Origin of the sequence: Methyloversatilis sp. XJ19-49 (genome assembly GCF_024580145.1) — a bacterium.
Taxonomy (GTDB): domain Bacteria; phylum Pseudomonadota; class Gammaproteobacteria; order Burkholderiales; family Rhodocyclaceae; genus Methyloversatilis.
Genome location: NZ_JANINI010000001.1, coordinates 341,242 through 360,846, shown reverse-complemented (window position 1 = coordinate 360,846; position 19,605 = coordinate 341,242). Strand labels below are relative to the sequence as shown.

16 protein-coding genes are annotated in these 19,605 nt (G+C 67.7%); 4 read left to right on the top strand and 12 right to left on the bottom strand.

The annotated features are described in order from the left end of the window. Window positions 1–220 precede the first annotated feature (220 nt). Window positions 221–904, bottom strand: a complete 684-nt coding sequence (locus tag NMQ16_RS01655; protein WP_257078741.1) for a PEP-CTERM sorting domain-containing protein — start codon at window positions 902–904, stop codon at window positions 221–223. A 215-nt stretch (window positions 905–1,119) separates the two neighbouring features. Beyond that, a complete protein-coding gene (locus NMQ16_RS01650; protein WP_257078740.1) occupies window positions 1,120–2,619 on the bottom strand; it encodes a diguanylate cyclase in 1,500 nt (499 codons plus the stop codon). 435 nt (window positions 2,620–3,054) lie between these two features. Here NMQ16_RS01650 and NMQ16_RS01645 point away from each other — a divergent pair, with 435 nt between their 5' ends. Beyond that, window positions 3,055–3,987 carry an HDOD domain-containing protein gene (locus NMQ16_RS01645; protein ID WP_257078739.1) on the top strand — a complete coding sequence of 311 codons (933 nt, stop codon included), beginning with the start codon at window positions 3,055–3,057 and terminating at the stop codon, window positions 3,985–3,987. A gap of 463 nt (window positions 3,988–4,450) precedes the next feature. Further along, window positions 4,451–5,416 carry an IS110 family transposase gene (locus NMQ16_RS01640; protein WP_257078738.1) on the top strand — a complete coding sequence of 322 codons (966 nt, stop codon included), beginning with the start codon at window positions 4,451–4,453 and terminating at the stop codon, window positions 5,414–5,416. 94 nt (window positions 5,417–5,510) lie between these two features. Here NMQ16_RS01640 and NMQ16_RS01635 read toward each other — a convergent pair whose 3' ends face one another. The 3 genes from NMQ16_RS01635 to NMQ16_RS01625 form a co-directional block, all read right to left on the bottom strand. Next, on the bottom strand, window positions 5,511–6,086 hold the full coding sequence (locus tag NMQ16_RS01635; RefSeq protein ID WP_257078737.1) for an aspartate/glutamate/uridylate kinase: 576 nt from the start codon (window positions 6,084–6,086) through the stop codon (window positions 5,511–5,513). A 394-nt stretch (window positions 6,087–6,480) separates the two neighbouring features. After that, window positions 6,481–7,518: a hydantoinase/oxoprolinase family protein gene (locus NMQ16_RS01630; protein WP_257078736.1), complete on the bottom strand. Its 1,038-nt coding sequence runs from the start codon at window positions 7,516–7,518 to the stop codon at window positions 6,481–6,483. Further along, complete coding sequence (locus tag NMQ16_RS01625; protein ID WP_257078735.1) at window positions 7,508–8,515, bottom strand: ATP-grasp domain-containing protein; 1,008 nt, start codon at window positions 8,513–8,515, stop codon at window positions 7,508–7,510. The genes NMQ16_RS01630 and NMQ16_RS01625 overlap by 11 nt, the downstream gene beginning before the upstream one ends. Window positions 8,516–8,528: 13 nt before the next feature. On the opposite strand from NMQ16_RS01625, the gene NMQ16_RS01620 reads away from it, so the two are divergent. Next, window positions 8,529–9,263: a HisA/HisF-related TIM barrel protein gene (locus NMQ16_RS01620; protein WP_257078734.1), complete on the top strand. Its 735-nt coding sequence runs from the start codon at window positions 8,529–8,531 to the stop codon at window positions 9,261–9,263. A gap of 15 nt (window positions 9,264–9,278) precedes the next feature. On the opposite strand, the gene NMQ16_RS01615 is transcribed toward NMQ16_RS01620, so the two are convergent. The 7 genes from NMQ16_RS01615 to NMQ16_RS01585 form a co-directional block, all read right to left on the bottom strand. Next, window positions 9,279–10,097 carry a M90 family metallopeptidase gene (locus NMQ16_RS01615; protein ID WP_257078733.1) on the bottom strand — a complete coding sequence of 273 codons (819 nt, stop codon included), beginning with the start codon at window positions 10,095–10,097 and terminating at the stop codon, window positions 9,279–9,281. Between the two features lie 71 nt (window positions 10,098–10,168). Beyond that, entirely contained in the window at window positions 10,169–10,699 is a 531-nt protein-coding gene (locus NMQ16_RS01610) for a DUF1993 family protein (protein WP_257078732.1), read from the bottom strand. A gap of 112 nt (window positions 10,700–10,811) precedes the next feature. Then, window positions 10,812–11,549 (bottom strand): SDR family oxidoreductase, encoded by a 738-nt coding sequence (locus tag NMQ16_RS01605; protein WP_257078731.1) that lies wholly within the window; start codon window positions 11,547–11,549, stop codon window positions 10,812–10,814. 11 nt (window positions 11,550–11,560) lie between these two features. Further along, entirely contained in the window at window positions 11,561–13,069 is a 1,509-nt protein-coding gene (locus NMQ16_RS01600; protein ID WP_257078730.1) for an efflux transporter outer membrane subunit, read from the bottom strand. An 18-nt stretch (window positions 13,070–13,087) separates the two neighbouring features. Then, window positions 13,088–16,279, bottom strand: coding sequence for an efflux RND transporter permease subunit (locus tag NMQ16_RS01595; RefSeq protein ID WP_257078729.1), 3,192 nt, complete (start codon window positions 16,277–16,279; stop codon window positions 13,088–13,090). Between the two features lie 4 nt (window positions 16,280–16,283). After that, window positions 16,284–17,498, bottom strand: a complete 1,215-nt coding sequence (locus NMQ16_RS01590) for an efflux RND transporter periplasmic adaptor subunit (protein WP_257078728.1) — start codon at window positions 17,496–17,498, stop codon at window positions 16,284–16,286. Window positions 17,499–17,540: 42 nt separating this feature from the next. Next, window positions 17,541–18,389, bottom strand: coding sequence for an alpha/beta hydrolase (locus NMQ16_RS01585; protein ID WP_257078727.1), 849 nt, complete (start codon window positions 18,387–18,389; stop codon window positions 17,541–17,543). Window positions 18,390–18,540: 151 nt separating this feature from the next. On the opposite strand from NMQ16_RS01585, the gene NMQ16_RS01580 reads away from it, so the two are divergent. Continuing rightward, window positions 18,541–19,545: a LysR family transcriptional regulator gene (locus tag NMQ16_RS01580; protein WP_257078726.1), complete on the top strand. Its 1,005-nt coding sequence runs from the start codon at window positions 18,541–18,543 to the stop codon at window positions 19,543–19,545. Window positions 19,546–19,605: the final 60 nt, after the last annotated feature.

The window sequence follows — 19,605 nt, the reverse complement described above, 5'->3', positions numbered from 1 at the left end:
CTTCGGATGCGGGGGGAAGGCCGGCGGCCGTTCTGCAAGCGCAGGTGGCACCGGTTGGCGCGACAGGATAGCGGATCACGCGCGCTGCTGCGGACGGATCGGGCGCGGCAGCGCCGGATGAACGGAACGCGAGCGGGAAGGTTGTTGCGCCGGCTGTGCCGCAACGAGGTTGCCAGGAGGTCGCGCCAAGCGCGGGCAGCCCGCGCGCGTCACCTGCGGATCAGCGGCGGCGCAGACCCGCCAGCAGGGCGATGCCCAGACCGGCCAGCATCAGCACCCAGGTTTCGGGCTCCGGTACCGGCGGCGGTGCAATGCCATAGGTGCCCACGGTAAAGCCGTTCCAGTACTCATTGGTCAGGCTGGTCCAGGTGATCGAACTGACAGCGCCGGTGAAACGGATGACGCCATGCGGTTCGCCGCTGCCGTTCAGCTGGAACTGGCCGCCGCCCAGATCGACGCGGGTCAGCGTGCCGTTGCCCCAGTAGCCCGCCCCGAAACCGACCACCTCGAAATCCTGGTCGAACCGGTAGCCGTTGCCGTTCAGGCTGACCACGGCGAAGAACAGGTCCTGTACCGGTTCCGAAAAGGTCAGCGTTTTCGATGTGGCCCGCGACAGCGCGATGATGTCCGTCGTGCCCGGGGCGTTGTCGACCAATGCGCTGACATAGGGCGAAGAGGGCTTCCAGTAGTTGTCGCCGCCCGCGGTCTGGATGAAGGCGATTTCGCCGACATAATCGACATCGACCGTCGATTCGCCGATGTTCAGCACGCCGGTGGCCGAGCCGCTGGCGCCGGCGGTGCCGCTGGTCCAGTCCACCCAGTTGACCGGCGCGGCACTCGATGGCGCGACGATCAGTGCCTGCGACAGCAGGCCGAGCACGGCGAGCGTGCGACGGACAAACATTGCGGATCTCCTGAAAGTCTGACCTCCTCCCTGTGGGCGGAGCATTTTTGATTAGCGGAACGCAAAAAGCATACCCAGCGGCCAAGTGCATGATTTTCCATTGCTTGTGTTGATTGCCCTGACATCGATGTAAGGCCACTCGACAAGGAAAATTACGACTTTGGTATTAGGACTGCCGGGCCGATGCGGGCGCGTTCCGGGTGGGCCCAAGTCGGTCAGGCCGCTGGCAGCACAGGCGCGCCCGCCAGAACGACCTGGTTGCGGCCTCGCCGCTTGGCCTCGTAAAGCGCTGCATCGGCCCGGCGCACCAGCGCGTCCGGTGTGTCGTCCTCACCCGGTACGATGACGGCCACTCCGATGCTTGCCGTCAGCACGGAAAAGGGCGAGCGTTGGTGTGGCAGCGCGCGCGCGCGCAGCGCTGCACACAGCGACTGCGCCGTGGCGAGTGCGTGCGCCTCATCGACGCCCGGACTGATGAAGGCGAATTCCTCGCCACCGTAGCGGGCGACCAGATCGGTCGAACGTCGCACATGCAGACCGATCAACTCGGCCACCTGACGCAGGCAATCGTCGCCGGCCTGATGGCCGTAGTGGTCGTTGTAGTCCTTGAACAGGTCGACATCGAGCATGCACAGCGCCAGTGGCTCTTCATTGCGCCGCGCCCGCGCCCATTCCAGCGCCAGCGTGGTGTCGAAGCAGCGCCGGTTGGCCACGCCGGTCAGGCTGTCGGTGGCGCTCAGCTCGGCCAGCCGGCGGTTCGACGCTTCCAGCGCCCGGGTGCGCTCGTTCACCTTGTCTTCCAGCTCGTGCGCCAGCGCGCGCTGTTCGCCCAGCAGGATGACCAGCCCCATGCCGATGATGCTCAGCGTCAGGATGTACTCCTGCGCGCGCAGGATCATTTCGTGCGGCGTCGCATCGCCGAACGGACGGAATCCGGTGGTCTGCGACCACGCGGCGGTCAGTGCAATCAACGCCACGGTCAATGCGGTCAGCCGCCGGCCGCAGCGCGCGGCGATGTAGAGCACCGGCAGCAGAAGCAGGTGCGGCGTCAGCGCCAGCCGGGTATCCGGATCGGCAGCGTGTTCCTGCAGGAAGATCGTGCCGGCCAGCAGACCGGTGAATACGAAGACCGCCGTATCACGCCAGTCCAACGCCGGCGGGTCGCGTTCGGGTTGCAGCAGTGCGAGCAGCAGCGGCGTCCAGATCAGCAGGCCCAGTGCGTCGCCGAACCACCACAGCAACACGAGTGTCGAGTAACTTGCGCTCACGTTTTCACGCGTGAACACGAGCACTGCGCTGGCCAGCAACGCGCAGCCAAGCGCGCCGAGCAGGGGTCCGGCGAGCAGGAAGCGGCCGAAATCGCCGATGCGCTCAAGCCCGGGCGAAGCACCGAGTCGGCGCATCAACAGATAGGTGACCGTGACTTCGGCCAGATTGCACAGGCTCAGCAGCACCGCCTGCAGTGGCGGGAATACCGACAGGTTGGCGAGCACATCGGAACCCAGCGCGAGCAGCGCGAGCGTGATCGCACGATCGCCGCGGTAGTGCAGCAGCGCAGCGAGCAACACTGCGTTCGGCAGCCACATGACCACCTCATTCTCGGGTGACAGCGCGGTCGAGAAGGTCAGCTTGACGCTGGCGAAGTGCAGCAACGGCAGAAGCAGGAAGACCCGCCAGTCGGGGCGGCTGCGCAATGCATCCAGAGTGTTCGGCACGTCGGGTTCGGGTGATTCACGGTGGATGGGCGCGCCAGAATGCCGGATCAACCGGGCGGCGGCGCGCGCAGCGACAAAAAGTTACCGTGAATAGTTGGCGCCACGATGTGATCCGGCCACCGGCATGGCCGGTGTGCACCGTACGAGCGGACGGACCGAAGCGGGAATCGATACGCGGTCGCACTCCTCGAATTCCGGAAGCGTTCAGGGGCAGACGTGATTTTTCGCGCCCGCCCGCCCGCGGTGTGGCGCATGATTCTGTTGAGGAGGACGTCACCGTTTCAGGCATCCTTGTCCGGCTGATGCCGCAGCAGTCTGCTGCATCCGTGTACGTCGTTGGTGTGTAGTCAAGCGTTGAGGGATCCACCAACCCGGATGATTCGCCCACTCAGGCGGTCTTTCCTGCCCGTGATCGTCGACTGCCTGGAGACTGATGTGAGCCGAGCTGCAACGCCCGCCCTGTCAGCTGCGCTCGCCGCACCGACTGCGGCCCCCGGCAGCGCCGATGCGCTGCCGGGGGCGACTCACGCGTTCGATCTGCTTGCCGACATCGCACGCGAACTGCGGCCGGCCGTCATCTTTCCGATCTGCTTCGATGCGCTGCTGCGCGTGCGCCAGACGTTGCGCTCACCGGATGCGACGCTGCAGCAGCTCGCCGGTGCGGTGCGCGTCGATCCGCTGCTGTGCGCTCGGGTACTGCGCCGCGCCAACCGCCTGCGGCCGGCAGTGCCGGTAACCAGCCTGCGTGATGCGATCGCACAGCTGGGCGGCGAGCGCAGCCGGCACATCGCGAGCATGCTGTCGGGTCGTCAGATCGGTTGCGCGCGTCAGCTGACCCACGTCGATGCGCTGTCGCGCCGTCTGTGGCTGCACACGCTGCGCACCGCCGCCGCAGCGTACGTGATGGCGCAGCGCCTGACATCGCTTGATCCTGACGAGGCGATGACCGCGGCGCTGCTGCACGACATCGGCGCCTTCTACCTGTTGGATCGGCTGGCCCGTCAGCCCGGGGTCGCTGAAGACCAGGGCGGCGTGGAGGCACTCATTCTGGAATGGCATGAAACGATCGGCGAGGCACTGCTGCAATCGCTCGGCCTGCCGGTGTTGCTGATCGATGCGATGCGCGACCACGAACAGCCGCGCACCTCCCCTGTTTCTCTGCGCACCGTCGCCGACATCGTGTTCCTTGCCAACGTACTGGCTGGCGGCGCAACCGAACTGTACGGTGACCCGGTGTGCCATGTGAGCCAGCGCCCCGAGCCGGTACGCGAGCGTTTCGCCGAGCTGCTGCCGGACATCGAACGCGAATTCGCCGCGCTGTGCGGCGCGGCGGCAGACAATGGCTCCGCCGATGGACGCGGGTCATGAAGGTCAGCGCACACGGGCGTGACCTCGACGATTCCAGTTTCTCGCCGGAGTGACGGTGAGCGCGACTGTGGGTGAGCCGGCCTGTGGGAGAGGCCCCCTGTGGGAGCGGCGGCCTCGCCGCGATCAGTGCTGCGATGGTCGCAGTGCAACGTGCACATGTGGGAGCGGCGGCCTCGCCGCGATTGTGCCTCGACAATCGTTGAGCAGAGTGCGTATCGCGGCGAGGCCGCCGCTTGTATGTTCTGCCTCGGCGAGTTGTAGTGAGAACTTGTCGGGGTGGAGGGACCAACGCCGCTTCTGGCTTTTGCACAGACCGTGGGAGATATCGTCCCGCCCCTCACCATCGAGCACCCATGAGGAATCCATCGACGCGGCCCTCGCCGGCCCTGATCGACCATATCCTGCAAGCGATTGCCTGGTGAGTCCCGACAAGCCCCTAAACCTTAGTCGGGAGAGCCTGTTCATGACAAGTCAGCCTGCGCCGATTCACATCGGCATCGACGTATCCAAAGCCCGCCTCGATATCGCACTGGGCGAACGCGGCCCGGTGCAGCGCATCGACAATACCCCTCTCGCCATCCGGGCCTGGCTGCGCGCCTTGCCCAGCTGCCCGCTGCACATCGGCTGCGAGGCCACCGGCACCTATCACCACGCGCTGCGTGACGCCGTCATCAAGGCCGGGCACCCGCTCTACCTGATCGACGGCTACCGCCTCTCGCGTTACCGCGACGCCACACGCGTGCGGGCCAAGACCGATCCGATCGACGCCCGGCTCATCGCCCGCTACATCGCCTCCGAAGGGCATCGCCTGCACCCCTACACATTGCCGCCCGAGGCCACGCAGCGCGTGCAGCAACTGCTGCGTCGTCGCGCCACTCTGGTCCGAACCGCCGTCATCTTGCGCCAGAGCCTGTCCGATCTGCCCGGCTTCACGCGCGAAGTGCGCGCCTTGCTGGCCAAGGCCGACCGGCTCGCCCAGCAGATTCAGGCCCAGATCGTGGAGAAGCTCAAAGCCAGCGACTGGATCGACGATCACCGCCGCTGCCAGGGTATCGAAGGCGTCGGTCCGCTGAGCGCAGCCGCCTTGTGCGCGACCTTCCATCGGGGCGCCTTTACCAGTGCAGACGCCTTCATCGCCTATCTCGGACTCGATGTGTGCGTGCGCCAATCGGGCACCCAGAACGCACGCGGCACCCTGAGCAGAAAGGGCGACCCGGAGGTGCGCCGACTCCTGCACAACGCCGCAATGGCCGCCAGCCGATCAGCAACCTGGAAACCCTTCTATCAAGCCTGCATCGCCCGCGGCTTCTCCTGCACCCAGGCCCTTGTCGCCCTGGCAAGAAAGATCGCTCGCGTCGCGTTCTCTCTCATGAAAACCGGCTCTCAATACCAACCCAGGGAGCACAAAAACACTTGTGCTCAGACATAGAATCTCCCACAGGGACAGCTCCCACAGGGACAGCTCCCACAGGGACAGCTCCCACAGGGACAGCTCCCACAGGGACAGCTCCCCCGAAAGCGGCCTACACGGGTAGCGGGCCGTCCGCCTGAACGAGGTGGACCTCGATGCCGTGATCTTCCGCGAAAGTCGGCAGCCAGGTATCGACGATGCCGCGCCGGGCCAGTTCGGCCAGAGGCGCCTCCGGAATCTCGCACGACTTCACGAGCAGCACGCGCGGCAGGCGAAGCTGGCACGTGAGCCACGCGGCGAGGCTGTCGGAGGTGACACGCCAGTCGCGCGGCAGGTCGAGCCGGGTGTCGAGTTCGCGCGCGGGCATCCACACCGGCGTCCGGCCGGCCGCGCACAGACCGGTCATCCGCGCGATCTCGTCGGTGGCGACGAAACCGGGGCGGGAGCCGGCGAGCAGCAGCGCGTACTGGTCCATCGCGCGCAGCGCCATGCGGTGTGCGACATCATCCGGAAAGCCCCAGCGGGCCTGACTCGCCCGGACCGCATCGGCAAACGGACCGCCACCGGCCACGACGATGCTGCGCCCGGCGCCCGCACCCGCCAGCCAGTCGCACCAGCGCTGAAGCCGACCGTCCGTGGGGTCACTCAGCAGGCTGCCGCCGAGCTTGATGACGAGCGGGGCGTTCATGGCGAGTCAGCCACGGTCGCCGCCCGCAAAGGGCTGTGCGGGTCTGGGGCGTGCAGCTTCGGGCTTGAGCCGAAGGCGTGACGAGTGTCGCTGTGGACTGTGGGAGCGGCGATCCACTGCCGGCACTGCATGGCCGGCTGGCTCTGCGGGCGGTGTTCGGTACTCGCCGAAACACCTGTGGGAGCGGCGGCCTCGCCGCGATCGTGCCGCGATGGTCGCGTTGCAGAGTGCGTATCGCGGCGAGGGCAGCGCGGGGGTTTCGGCGAGCACTGCTCGCCGCCCGCAGAGCCGGCTGGCCATGCAGGGCCAGCAGTGGATCGCCGCTCCCACAGGGCACGCTCCCACAGGGGCCGCTCCGACTCGAATGGCGCCAACGCGGCATGGCCTGACGCCTTCATCGCGCAGTCTCCGCCAGCAGCGCCGTGGCGACGGCAGGGGCGCAGGTGGTGGCGTCGTCAAGGCAGGTCGGGGCGCAGTCGGCCAGCAGGCTGGCGAGCGTGACCGCGCGTCGATCGAGCGCGTCGGCAAGGCGGGCGGCGATCATGCAGCCGGCGCCGGCGCACACCACCGGTGCGTCGGCGGACAGGGCCGCAATGCCGGGCAGTGCGCGGCTGGCGTCGATCAGCGTCGCAAGCTGGGCGTCGGCGAAGGCGGCAGCCAGTGTGCGCCAGTCGTCCATCGATCCTTCGCAGACATCGCGGCCGATCATGCGGGCGAGGCGTCGGGCGCTGGCTTCCGGCGTCTTGGCGCCGCCGTCGGCCGCCGGATACTGATCGGCGTGTTCCGGCAACTTGCCGAGCAGGCGCCAGATGTCGGCGGTGGTCGCGAAGTGTTCGGCCATCACGCGGTGCCGCCGGTCGCGGAAATCGACGGCCGGGGCCAGCGCCATCAGCGGCGTGCGGACCAGGCCGGCATACACCAGCTCACCGCTGATCAGCCGGTCGGCGTCGCTGCGGCTGGCGCTGGCCACCCCGCGGTCGATCACGATGAGGTCGCTCGTGGTGCTGCCGATGTCGGCCAGCAGCGCCTGCGGGCAGCGGGTCGCGACCCAGGCGGCGGTCGCCAGCCAGTTGGCCGAGGCGATGTCGTCGGCGTTAGAGCGGGCGGCGGCCGGCGCGACCCAGCCGCTGCGTCCGGCATACAGTCGCAGTTCGCCGGGAAGCGCTGCGGTGAGCCGTTCGACGATGGCCACCACACCGGCGGCACGCGAATCGAACAGGTCCACCATTTCGCCGGTCATCGTGATGGCGTGGTGGCCGCTGTCACCGAGTGCAGCACGTGCCTGCACGACGGCTGCGTCCAGCCTGTCCAGTCCCTGCCACAGCGGGCAGGCGACCTGCACGACGCCGGTGACCCGGCCGTGCTCGACGCGCGCCGCCTTCACGTGCGCGCCGCCGATGTCCCAGCCGGTGACTGCGTGGTCAGGCGACATCGACAGCCTCCGTCAGATCGATGCGCTGCGGCCGCGCCGCGCCGGCCGGACGCCACAGCGGGCCGCCGTCGGCCACGGTCAGTGTGGCCGCGAGCAGATTGCAGTCCAGCGTGTCGTGCAGTGCGCAGGCGGATGTGCTCAGGCGGGGATTCAGTTCGACCACGACCGGGCCGTCGGCGGTGTGCAGCACGTCGACGCCGACATGACCGAGCAGGCCGGGCAGGGCGGCAGCGATGCGCCGGCCCAACGCCTTGTATGTGTCGTCGATCGGCACCTCACCGACGACCAATGCGGCGAGCGCTACCTGGTCGCCATCGATGGCGAGGTGCTGGTGGTTGATCGACAGCAGCACCGCTTCGCCACGCGCGCACAGCAGATTCAGGCTGCGCGCCTCGCCGGCGACCCAGGGCTGTGCCACGAAACCCGGGCGCAGTGCCTGCGCGGCCTGATGCACGCTGTCGACAAGCCGCAGGCCGTCACAGCTGGCGCCGTCATCCGGTTTGACGACCCAGCGACCGGGCAGTGCCGGCAGCGCGGCGGCATCGGTGTAGTGCGGCAGCACCGGGATATCGGCCGAGGCCAGACAGCGGGCGGTCAGCGACTTTGACGAGCCGATGCGACAGGCGTCGGTGTCGCAGCCGAGCAGCGTCTTGCCGGCGCTCGTGACCCGGGACGTCAGTGCAGCGAGCGCACCGTCGCTTTCCGGCGCGACGATGAGCACCGCGTCGGCGGCCTCCAGCGCGCGGTCGAACGACGCATCGAAGCCGGCATCGAAGGCGTCGCCGTCGTTGACTGCGATCAGATGTGCGGGGAAGTCGGGTGGCGGCAGGCGAGCGTCATGCAGCAGGATGATGTCGACATCGGGCAGCGCGGCCGCGTCGCGCAGGAGCGCATCGCGCATCAGACGGCCTTCGCGCAGCAGCGAGGGCGGCAGCCGGGGCTGGCCGGCCAGTCCGCCGCCGGTGATAAACTCGAACACGAAAATTCGACGCTTCATATAAGGATTCGTGGTGCCTCAAATCATTCCCGTCATCGATCTGATGAACGGCCAGGTCGTGCATGCGCGCCGCGGCGACCGGCAAGCTTACCAGCCGCTGCAGTCTTCACTGGTCGATGGCTGCGACCCGCACGACGTGGCGCAGGCGCTGATCGAGGCGACCGGTGCGCGCCAGGTCTATGTGGCTGACATCGATGCCATCCGCGCACCGGTCGCCGGGCCAGCCAAAGGCAAGGGCGATCGCAAGGACGGCAGCGAAACCGCTGCCAGGGCTGACCACACGACGCTGATCGCCGAACTGGCAGCGCGTTACCCCGATGTCGAGTGGTGGGTGGACGGCGGTTATGTCGATGCCACGCCTGCGCTTGCGCTGCATCGTGCGGCCGGCGTGACGCCGGTGTTCGGCACCGAATCGATGCGCAGCTATGGCGCATTGCGCAAATTCCGCAACGCGCGCATCGACACCGTGCTGTCGCTCGACTACCGGCGCGGCGTGCCGCTCGGCCCGGACTGGTCCTACGACCCGGTCGAATGGCCGGCCCGGGTGCTCGCGATGGAACTCGGGCGGGTCGGTGCCGAAGACGGCCCGGCGTTGCAGCTGATCCGCACGCTGCAGTCGATGCGTACGGACGTGGACGTCATCGCCGCCGGCGGTGTGCGCAACCGCGAGGACCTGCGCGCGCTCGACGGCATCGGCGTCACCGCCGTGCTGGTGGCCAGCGCGCTGCATGACGGGCGGCTGCTGTAGGCCGCAACGCCATCATCACCAGCTGAGCGGATTGACCCGGTAGTAGCGGCTCAGCTCGCCGAACAGCTCCGGAAAGGCTTCGGCGAGGTGCTGCGGCCGCTCGAAAAACGATTCCGACGCCACGGCAAAGAATTCGGCTGGACTGCTCGCGCCATACGGATCGAGCGCAGGCGCAGTTTGGCCCCGCAGCTGATGGTGCAGCTGGCCGTAGGCAGCGTCGAACACGCGCGTCCAGCGCTCGACGCGGTGGCGGCCGACCATCGGCGGGGCACCGTTGGCGTCGCCGTTCTCCTGATCCAGTTGATGCGCGAATTCATGGATGACGACGTTGTGGCCGTCGGCCGCATCGGCCGCGCCGCGCACGACGTCGTCCCACGACAGCACGACATGCCCGCGCGCCGATGACTCGCCCAGATGGACCGCGCGCCCGTCATGCACGACGCCGGCGGCGTCGGTGGTCAGGCGCCGAACGGCGAACGCCGACGGATAGATGAGGATTTCGCGCAGCGCCGGAAAGTAGCCGCTGCGCCGGTTCAGCAGCAGCAGGCAGGCCTGGGCGGCGATGGTCACCCGCATGTCGTCGGTCACGTCCAGTCCGTCGCAGCCGACGAAGGTCTTTTCGGCGACGAATACCTGGATGTGCTTCTTGAGCTGAATCTGCAGGTCGGCCGGCAGCAGCCGGACCTGCGGCACGCGCTGGCGCAGGATGGCCCGCCAGGCCGGCGGGAACGGCCGGCCGCGCTGCCAGCGGCGGCGCGATTCGATGCGCAGCGGTTCGGCGAGCAGCCAGACCGCCGGAATCAGCGTCAGCAGGATGAAGAGGAGCAGCGGCACGTCTGGCCCGTTTCGCCGGTTGGGGTTCGCAGAAGCTGGGGACGCGCCGCCGTCATTTCAACGCTGCAGTCTCAGGCGCGCGGCGCATCGCCCAGCGCCGCAGCGCCGAGAAAGTCCATCTTGCCGACCGCGACGCCGTTGTGGCGCAGGATGGCGTAGGTGGTCGTGGCGTGAAAATACAGATTGGGCAGCACGAAATCGAGCAGATAGCGCAGGCCCTTGAAGTGCGCATCCTGACCGGCCAGCCGGAACGTGATGTCGCGTTCCTCGCTGCCGTCGATCTGCGCGGCGCCGAAGCCCTGCACGAAGTCGACGGCCTTGGCGATGCGTGCCTGCAGTTCGGCGAAGCTCGCTTCATTGTCTTCCCAGCGCGGCACCTCGGCACCGGCCAGACGCGCCGCGCCCCCTTTCACGATGTCGGTCGCGATCTGCACCTGACGCGCCAGCGCGAACATGTCGGGTGCGAGTCGCGCGTTGACGAAGACCGACTCGTCGATCTTCCGGGTCGCGGCATCTGCCGCCCCCTTCGCGAGCACGTCGGACATGTTCCGGAGCACCCGCACGAAAACGGGTATCGAAGTTTCATACATGGAAATCGTCATCATCACTCCCTTCGATCGAGATTCAAGATGCAAGATTCAAGATGCAAGCAGTTGGATCCATCGAGCGTTGAGCCTTGCCCTTGAATCTTGCGTCTTGCATCTTGCATCTGCCTCACCAAGGCAGCGTTTCGCCGACGTGCGTGAAGGTGCCGGTCGGACCGTCGGCGGGCAGGGTGGCCAGCAGCACGCTGGTGCGGCCGCCTTCGGACACTTCAATCGGCGCGTTCTCGCCGCCCATGTCGGTCTTCACCCAGCCCGGATGTGCCGAATTGACCTTGATCGGCGTGGCGCGCAGTTCGTCCGCCAGGTGGACGGTGAAGGCGTTCAGCGCGGTTTTCGAGGCGTTGTAGGCAAAGGCCTTGGCGGCTGCGATCGGCGACTTCGGGTCGCTCTGCAGCGTGAGGGAGCCGAGAATGCTCGACAGGTTGACGATGCGGCCTTCCGGCGACAGCCGGATCAGCGGCAGCAGCAACTGCGTCAGTTCGACCACGGCGAAGAAATTGACGTCGAAGGTTTCGCGCAGCACGGCCGGCGTCACGCTGCTCGCGTTCGGTGCGAACAGGTCTTCCAGCGCGATGCCGGCGTTGTTCACCAGGATGTCGAGCTGGCCGTAGTGGTGCGCGATGTGGTCATAGGCATTCTGGTAGGTGGCCGGCTTCTTCGCGTCGAACGCGATCGCGCTGGCGGTGATGCCGTCGGCGCGCAGCGCGGCGATGGCTTCTTCCGCGCGTTCGGCATTGCGCACGCCGAGCACCACTTCGATGCCGAGCTGGCCCAGGCCGCGTGCAGTTTCCAGGCCCAGGCCGCGGTTGGCGCCGGTGATGAAGGCGACTTTGCGGGTAACGGTCATGATGGATCTCCTCAATGATGTCGAGCTTGCAGGGGCTGAACCGGCCCTGCGTCGGATGTGTTGATGGCTTCGGCCGGGTGGTCCCAGCCGCCGCCGAGCGCACGGATGAGACCGACGGCGGCGCGCGCGCGTTCGCCTTCGAGCTGCGACGCGACGCGCCGCTGCAGCAGCACGCTGCGGTCGGCGTCGATCACGTCGAGAAAGCTGACCGACCCTTCGCGGTACTGGATCTGCGAGAGCTGCGCCGCGCGCGTCGCCGCCCGCACCGCTTCGTCCTGGGTGCGCGTCTGGTCCGCCAGTATGCGCAGTCCGGCCAGATTGTCCTCGACTTCCCGGAAGGCGTTCAGCACGGTCTGCCGATAGTTGGCGACATCTTCCTGCCAGGCGGCACGGGCGCGCTCCAGACCGGCGTCGCGCGCACCGCCGTCGAAAATGGGCAGCGACAGCATCGTGCCGACCAGCGGACCGAGCAGGAAGCTGCGGCTCGACCACTGGAACAGGTTGCCAAGGTCGGACGATTCGTAACCCAGCGCGCCGGTCAGGTTCAGCCGCGGGAACCACGCCGTCTGCGCCACGCCGACCCGCGCATTGGCCGCCGCCATGGCGCGCTCGGCGGCGGCGATGTCGGGTCGGCGTTCCAGCAGCGCCGACGGCAGGCCGGCGGGCACCTGGATGCTGACCTGCTGCAGCGGGCTCGGCGGCAGGCTGAAATCGGCCGGTGCGCGACCGAGCAGCAGCGCCAGCGCATGTTCGGCGTTGGCGCGTCGGCGGGCGACGCCGAACGATTCCGACTGCGCCGACGCCAGTTCGGTCTTGGCGCGCGCCAGATCCAGTTCGCTGATGTCGCCCTCGTCGAAGCGTCGCTGCACCAGACGCAGCGCGTCGCTGCGCAACTGCACGGTGCCGGCGTACAGCGCCTGTTCGGCATCGAGTTCGCGCAGCAGGAAATAGCCCTGGGCGACGTCGGCCTGCAGCGCGAGCTGCACCGAGCGGAACAGTGCCTCGCGCTGCTGCGCCGTGGCCGATGCGGCATCGATACCGGCGGCGACGCGGCCGAACAGATCGACCTCGTAGCCCACCGTGGCCTGGGCGCGCCACAGCGTCAGCGAACTGGCGTCGCCGTCATCCGGGAGGCCACGCGAGGCGGGGGAGGCGCGCTGCCGGGTCGGGCCGAAGCCCGCGCTCACCTGCGGCGCGCGCAGCGAGCGGGCGTCCTTCAGCAACGCCCGAGACTGCGCCAGCCGGGCAGCGGCGGCCTTCAGGTCCTGATTCGTGGCCAGCGCCTGTGCCTGGAGGGTGTTCAGCGTGTCGTCGCCGAACACCGTCCACCACTCGCCGCGGGCACTCTGTTCGGACGGCTGCGCCGGTTTCCAGTCGGCGTTGCCCAGTGCCGCTTCCTTGAATGCGGCCGGTGTGTCGACCGTCGGGCGCTCGTAGGGTTGCACGACCGAGCAGCCGGCGAGCAGCAGCAGGCTGGCCAGCAGCAACGCCGGCGCGCGGGTTCGGGGAATGAAGTTCATGCGTAGATCTCCCGTTGATCAGTGGGCAGCCTGCGGCGCAAGCGCGGCAGCGGTGCCAGGGGTGTGGCCGGCGTGCGTCAGCCGGCGTCCGCTCAGCGAGCGCAGCAGCACGTAGAACACCGGCGTCAGGAACAGGCCGAACAGTGTCACGCCGAGCATGCCGGAGAACACCGCCACGCCCATGGCATGACGCATTTCCGAGCCGGCGCCGGTCGAGGTGACCAGCGGCACGACACCCATGATGAAGGCGATCGAGGTCATCAGGATCGGGCGCAGGCGCATGCGGCTGGCGTCGATCGCCGCCTGCACGATGCCGTGGCCGCGCAGTTCCAGTTCGCGCGCGAATTCGACGATCAGGATGGCGTTCTTCGCCGACAACCCGACCAGCACCATCAGTCCGATCTGCGTGAAGATGTTGTTGTCGCCCGCGGTCAGCCAGACGCCGGTCAGCGCCGCCAGAATGCTCATCGGCACGATCAGGATGACGGCCAGCGGCAGCGTCAGGCTTTCGTACTGCGCGGCGAGCACCAGGAACACCAGCAGCACGCTGATCGGGAAGATCCATACGCCGGCGTTGCCGGCCAGAATCTTCTGATAGGTCAGGTCGGTCCATTCGAACTTGACGCCGCGCGGCAGTGTTTCGGCCGCGATGCGCTCGGCCGCCGCCTGCGCCTGGTCCGACGAATAGCCGGGCGCCGGCCCGCCGTTGATGTCGGCCGCGGTGTAGCCGTTGTAGCGCACCACCATTTCCGGGCCGAACGACGGCCTGACGGTGACCAGCGATGACAGCGGCACCATGTCGCCGTTGGCATTGCGCGTCTTGAGCTGCAGGATGTCCTCGGCCTGGGCGCGGAACGGCGCGTCGGCCTGCGCCCTGACCTGATACACGCGGCCGAATCGGTTGAAGTCGTTCACGTACAGCGAGCCGAGATAGATCTGCATGGTGTCGAACACGTCGGTGATCGGCACACCGAGTTGCTTGGCGCGCGCCCGGTCGAGATCGACGTCGAGCTGCGGCACGTTGATCTGGTAGCTGGAGAAGGTCGGACCCAGTTCGGGTGCCTTCGCCGCCGCGGCGACGAAAGCCTGCGCGGCAGCGTCCAGTTCGGCGTAGCCGAGCGATCCGCGGTCCTGCAGCTGCAGCTTGAAGCCGCCCAGCGTGCCCAGCCCCATGACCGGTGGCGGCGGGAACACAGCGATGTAGGCGTCCTGGATCGCGGCGAACTTCTGGTTCAGCGAGGCGGCGATGGCGCCGGCCGACAAGTCCTCGCTTCTCCGCTCGTCGAACGGTTTGAGCGTGGCGAACACGATGCCGGCGCTCGAACTGTTGGTGAAGCCGTTGATCGACAGGCCGGGGAAGGCGACCGCGTTTTCCACGCCGGGCTGCGCCAGTGCGATGTCGCCCATGCGGCGGATCACGTCTTCGGTGCGGTCGAGCGAGGCGCCTGACGGCAGCTGCGCGAAGCTGATCAGGTACTGCTTGTCCTGCGCCGGCACGAAGCCGCCGGGTACCAGATACGACAGGCCGACCGTGGCCGCGAGCAGCACGCCATATACACCCATCGCCGATGCCTTGCGCGAGATCACGCCCGAAACGCCGCGTGAATAGCGGTCCGACGCACGGCTGAACACGCGGTTGAAGGCAGCGAAGAAGCGACCGAACAGGCGGTTCATGATGCGCGTGAGCGCGTCCGGTTTCGCGTCGTGACCCTTGAGCAGCAGCGCGGCCAGCGCTGGCGACAGCGTCAGCGAGTTGAAGGCGGAAATCACCGTCGAAATGGCGATGGTCATCGCGAACTGCTTGTAGAACTGGCCGGTCAGGCCGGTCATGAAGGCCAGTGGCACGAATACCGCGACCAGCGTGAGCGCGATGGCGATGATGGGTCCGCTGACTTCCTGCATCGCGCGGTAGGTCGCGTCGCGCGGGCTCAGGCCTTCGCTGATGTTGCGCTCGACGTTCTCGACCACGACGATGGCGTCGTCAACGACGATGCCGATGACCAGCACCATGCCGAACAGCGACAGCGCGTTGATCGAGTAGCCGAAGCCCAGCATCAGCGCAAAGGTGCCGACGATGGACACCGGCACCGCGAGCAGCGGAATGATGGAGGCGCGCCAGGTCTGCAGGAACAGGATGACCACGAGCACGACCAGCGCCACCGCTTCGAGCAGCGTGACGATGACCGCCTTGATCGACGCTCGCACGAACTGCGTGGGGTCATACACGATGCGGTATTCGACCGAGGCCGGGAAGTCGGCCGCCAGTTCTTCCATGGTTGCGCGCACGCGGTCCGACACGGCCAGCGCGTTGGCGCCGGGCGACTGGAAGATCGGGATGGCGACCGCCGGCTTGTTGTCGAGCAGCGAACGCAGCCCGTACTCTGACGCCGCCAGTTCGATGCGCGCCACGTCGCCCAGGCGCGTGATGCCGCCGTCGGGCGACGACTTCAGGATGATGTCGGCGAATTCGGCTTCGGTCTTCAGCCGGCCCTGCGCATTGATCGACAGTTGCAGCGGCACGTCGCGTGCGCTGGGCGAACCGCCGATGACGCCGGCCGCGACCTGCACATTCTGTTCGCGGATCGCGCGCACCGCGTCGCTGGCGGTCAGGCCGCGCTGCGCAATCTTCTGCGGATCGAGCCACACGCGCATGGCGTAGTTGCCGGAGCCGAACAGGCCGACCTCGCCGACACCTTCAAGCCGCGCCAGCCGGTCCTTCACGTTGATGACCGCGTAATTGCGCAGATAGGTCATGTCGTAGCGGTCGTCCGGCGACGTCAGGTGCACCACCATGGTCATGGTCGGTGAGCTCTTGATCGTCGTTACACCCAGCCGCTGCACGTCTTCCGGCAGTCGCGGCAGTGCCTGCGACACGCGGTTCTGCACCAGTTGCTGCGCCTTGTCCGGGTCCATGCCCAGACGGAAATAGACCGTCAGCGTCAGGTTGCCGTCGCTGTTCGCCTGCGACTGCATGTACAGCATCTGTTCGACGCCGTTGATCGATTCTTCGAGCGGCGAGGCGACGGTTTCCGCGATCACCTTGGGGTTGGCGCCCGGGAACTGCGCGCGCACGACGACCGACGGCGGCACAACTTCCGGGTATTCGGAAATGGGCAGCTGGAACAGCGACAGCGCACCGGCCAGCAGGATGAGCATCGACAGCACGCCGGCGAAGATCGGGCGGTCGATGAAGAATCTGGAAATGTTCATGGTTTCAGGCCTTCACGTTCGGGGCGCGCGGGGACGGCTGCGCGGGCGTGCCGACCAGCACTTCGCGGTTCATCGGCACGGTCTTCGGGCTCACCGTGTCGCCCGGCCGGGTGCGCTGCAGGCCATTGACGACGATGCGTTCGCCGGCACTCAGGCCGCTCTCGACGATTCGCAGGCCGCTCTGGCGCGCGCCCAGCCGCACTTCGCGGTAGGCGGTACGGTCGGTCTGGTCGAGCACCAGCACGAAGCGCTTGTCCTGGTCGGTGCCGATGGCGCGTTCGTCGATCAGCAGCGCCTCGCGCGGCGCACCGCCGCCGAGCCGGATGCGTGCGTACAGCCCCGGCAGCAGCAGGCCGTCGGCGTTGTCGAACACGGCGCGCACGCGGATCGTGCCGGACGAGGTGTCGAGCCGGTTATCCACCGACGACACGCGGCCGCGACGCGAATGGCCGTCTTCGTCGGCCAGGCCGAGAAACACGGCGACCGGCTCGCCGCCGGCGGCACGCGCCGGATTGACGTACTTCAGGAAGCTCTTTTCGTCGACGTCGAATGCGGCATAGACCTTGTCCATCGACACCAGCGTGGTCAGCGGCACGGTGCCGGCGCCGGCGGCGACGATGTTGCCAACCGTCACTTCGGCGCGCGAAATGCGGCCCGACACCGGTGCCGTGATGCGCGTGTATTCGAGATTGAGCCGGGCCGAGGTCAGCGCCGCCTGCGCCGCCTGCACCTGGGCGGCCGCTTCGCGCGCGGCATTCTGCTTTTCGTCGAGGTCGCGCTGCGCGATCGCGTTGTCGGCGGCCAGGCGCTGGCCGCGCGCCATGTCGGTGGCGGTGTAGGCCGCGCGCGTTTCGGCCGCCGCAAGCTGGGCCTGCGCGCGTTCGACTTCGGCAGCATAAGGGCGCGGGTCGATGGTGAACAGCAGGTCACCCTTGTTCACCCGAGCGCCGTCGCGGAAGTGCACCGCGGTCAGCGTGCCCGACACCAGCGGCCGGATGTCGACGCGATCGACCGCTTCGAGGCGCCCGGAATAGTCCTGCCAGTCGATGATGGTCTGGCTGGTCACTTCAGCCACCTCGACCACGGTGGCGGGCGGTGCGGCGGTCGCCGTGGCGTCCGGCGCGTCGGCCCGGGCGTGCAGCACGGCCGCGCCACCGCCGATCAGGATCAGCGAGGCCGCGAGAAAGGTGAGCGTATGACGGCGGTTCAGGATGGACATGGCTGACCTCATGGAAGGATGGAAGCGGGATGCAAGGGGGATTCAGTCATCTTTCGAACCCGGCGAGACGTCCGTGCACCGGCCGAGCCGGCAGCGCATGAACTGGATCGCGCCGGCGAGTACCGGTGGATGGGCAAGCAGGCCGGCGTGTGTCACGCCGGCAAAGCGTTCGACCTGGGTGTGCACACCTGCGGATATCAGCGCCGCGCCATATTTTTCGGCTTCGCAGTGCAGCAGGTCGTGTTCAGCCGTGGCGATGTAGGCGGGCGGCAAACCGGCCTGGCGGCACGATTCAAGCGGCGCGGCATAGGGATGCAGGCGCTGCGACAGCCGCGGCAGGTACTGGCGGTAGCAGTCGGTGCAGTCGGCGACGCTGAGGTCGGACTGCAGCCGCTGCGCGTCGCCCGCGCGCGTCATGCTCGGGTCGAGCATGGGCCCGATCAGCACCTGCACCGCGATGCGGAAGTCCTGCCGGTCGCGCGCCATCAATGCAAGGCTGGCGGCCAGATTGCCGCCGGCGTCATCGCCCGCGGCAACGAGGCGCTCCGGGTCCGCACCGAGGGTGGCCGCGTGTTCCACCGCCCACAGGGTTGCGGCGTACGCGTCTTCCGGCGCTGCCGGAAAGGGATGGGCCGGGGCCAGCGCATAGCCGACCGACAGCACCGCAGCGGGCAGTCCGGCTGCGATGAAACGGGCTGCGCCATCGGCGTCGTCGAGCGAACCCGCGACGAAGCCGCCGCCGTGCAGGTAGATCACCAGCGGCAACCGCACGTCGGGGGCGGGCCGGTAGAGCCGCAGCGGGATGCGGCCATTCGGGCCGGCGATGTCCAGGCTGCGCCAGGGCAGGGCGGGCGAACGATCGTTTGCGGTGTCGTGGTGCGGCGGGGGCATGCGGTCAGTCCTGTCGGCGGGGCCGGAATCGAGGCGTGACCGGATTGTCTGTGTTGGCGCTATCTGGATAAATAGCGATAATTCGTTAACACTATTCGCCAGTCACGAACAATTGGTCGTCGGCGACGACCTTTTCCGACGGAGTTGCGTCATGGATCGCTTGCAGGCCATGCAGGTATTCACCCGCGTTGTGGATTCCAACAGCTTCACCCGTGCCGCCGACAGCCTCGGCCTGCCGCGTGCCACCGTCACCACCGCGGTGCAGAACCTGGAGAACCTGCTGCATGTGCGGCTGCTCAACCGCACCACGCGCCGGATCAGCCTGACGCCCGACGGTGCGGCCTATTACGAGCGCTGTGCGCGCATCCTGGCCGACATCGAAGAAACCGAGGCGTCGTTCCGCGAGGTGTCGCGCGGTCCGAAGGGCCGGTTGCGCATCGACGTGCCGGCGCCGGTCGGGCGGCTGTTCCTGATCCCCCGCCTGTGCGAGTTCCACACCCGCTATCCGGACATCGAACTGGTGATCGGCATGGGCGACCGCCCGGTCGACCTGGTGCGCGAAAGCGTCGATTGCGTCATCCGGGTGGGCGAACTGCAGGACTCGACGCTGGTTGCGCGACGCATCGGCACGATGGAAACGGTCACCTGCGCAGCGCCCGGCTATCTGGAGCACCATGGCGCACCGGGCTCGCTCGACGACCTGCAGGACCACCGCGCAGTGCATTACTTTTCCAGTCGCACCGGGCGCGTAATCGATCTCGATTTCGTCGTCGATGGCAAGGTGGTCGAGGTCAAAGTGCCGGGCAAGGTGTCGGTGAACGACGCCGACGCCTACGTCGCCTGCGGTCTGCAGGGTTTCGGCGTGATCCAGCCGCCCCGCTTCATGGTGCATGCGCACCTTCAGTCAGGTGCGCTGCGCGAGGTGCTGCCGCAGTGGCAGCCTTCACCGATGCCGATTTCGGTTGTTTATCTGCAGAACCGGCATCTGTCGCCCAAGGTGCGCGCTTTCGTGGATTGGGCCGCTGAACTGTTCAGTCGCTGCCCCATTCTCGGTCGCTGCGATGGCCACAGTACCGAATGCAGCTTTGTCGGCACGCAGGACGGGCACACGCTGCAGGCCTTGATGGATCAGCCGGAAATGGCCGTTCAGTCCTGAGCGCTGGCGGGGTTGTTGCGCGGGTTGCACCGGTCAAGTTCGGGGTGGCCGGGCCGTTAG

What these genes read in the sequence shown, in the direction of transcription:
- NMQ16_RS01655 (WP_257078741.1), bottom strand. Translation starts at nt 904, where the DNA reads ATGTTTGTCCGTCGCACGCTCGCCGTGCTCGGCCTGCTGTCGCAGGCA.
- NMQ16_RS01640 (WP_257078738.1), top strand. Translation starts at nt 4,451, where the DNA reads ATGACAAGTCAGCCTGCGCCGATTCACATCGGCATCGACGTATCCAAA.
- NMQ16_RS01635 (WP_257078737.1), bottom strand. Translation starts at nt 6,086, where the DNA reads ATGAACGCCCCGCTCGTCATCAAGCTCGGCGGCAGCCTGCTGAGTGAC.
- NMQ16_RS01630 (WP_257078736.1), bottom strand. Translation starts at nt 7,518, where the DNA reads ATGTCGCCTGACCACGCAGTCACCGGCTGGGACATCGGCGGCGCGCAC.
- NMQ16_RS01625 (WP_257078735.1), bottom strand. Translation starts at nt 8,515, where the DNA reads ATGAAGCGTCGAATTTTCGTGTTCGAGTTTATCACCGGCGGCGGACTG.
- NMQ16_RS01610 (WP_257078732.1), bottom strand. Translation starts at nt 10,699, where the DNA reads ATGACGATTTCCATGTATGAAACTTCGATACCCGTTTTCGTGCGGGTG.
- NMQ16_RS01605 (WP_257078731.1), bottom strand. Translation starts at nt 11,549, where the DNA reads ATGACCGTTACCCGCAAAGTCGCCTTCATCACCGGCGCCAACCGCGGC.
- NMQ16_RS01600 (WP_257078730.1), bottom strand. Translation starts at nt 13,069, where the DNA reads ATGAACTTCATTCCCCGAACCCGCGCGCCGGCGTTGCTGCTGGCCAGC.
- NMQ16_RS01595 (WP_257078729.1), bottom strand. Translation starts at nt 16,279, where the DNA reads ATGAACATTTCCAGATTCTTCATCGACCGCCCGATCTTCGCCGGCGTG.
- NMQ16_RS01590 (WP_257078728.1), bottom strand. Translation starts at nt 17,498, where the DNA reads ATGTCCATCCTGAACCGCCGTCATACGCTCACCTTTCTCGCGGCCTCG.
- NMQ16_RS01585 (WP_257078727.1), bottom strand. Translation starts at nt 18,389, where the DNA reads ATGCCCCCGCCGCACCACGACACCGCAAACGATCGTTCGCCCGCCCTG.
- NMQ16_RS01580 (WP_257078726.1), top strand. Translation starts at nt 18,541, where the DNA reads ATGGATCGCTTGCAGGCCATGCAGGTATTCACCCGCGTTGTGGATTCC.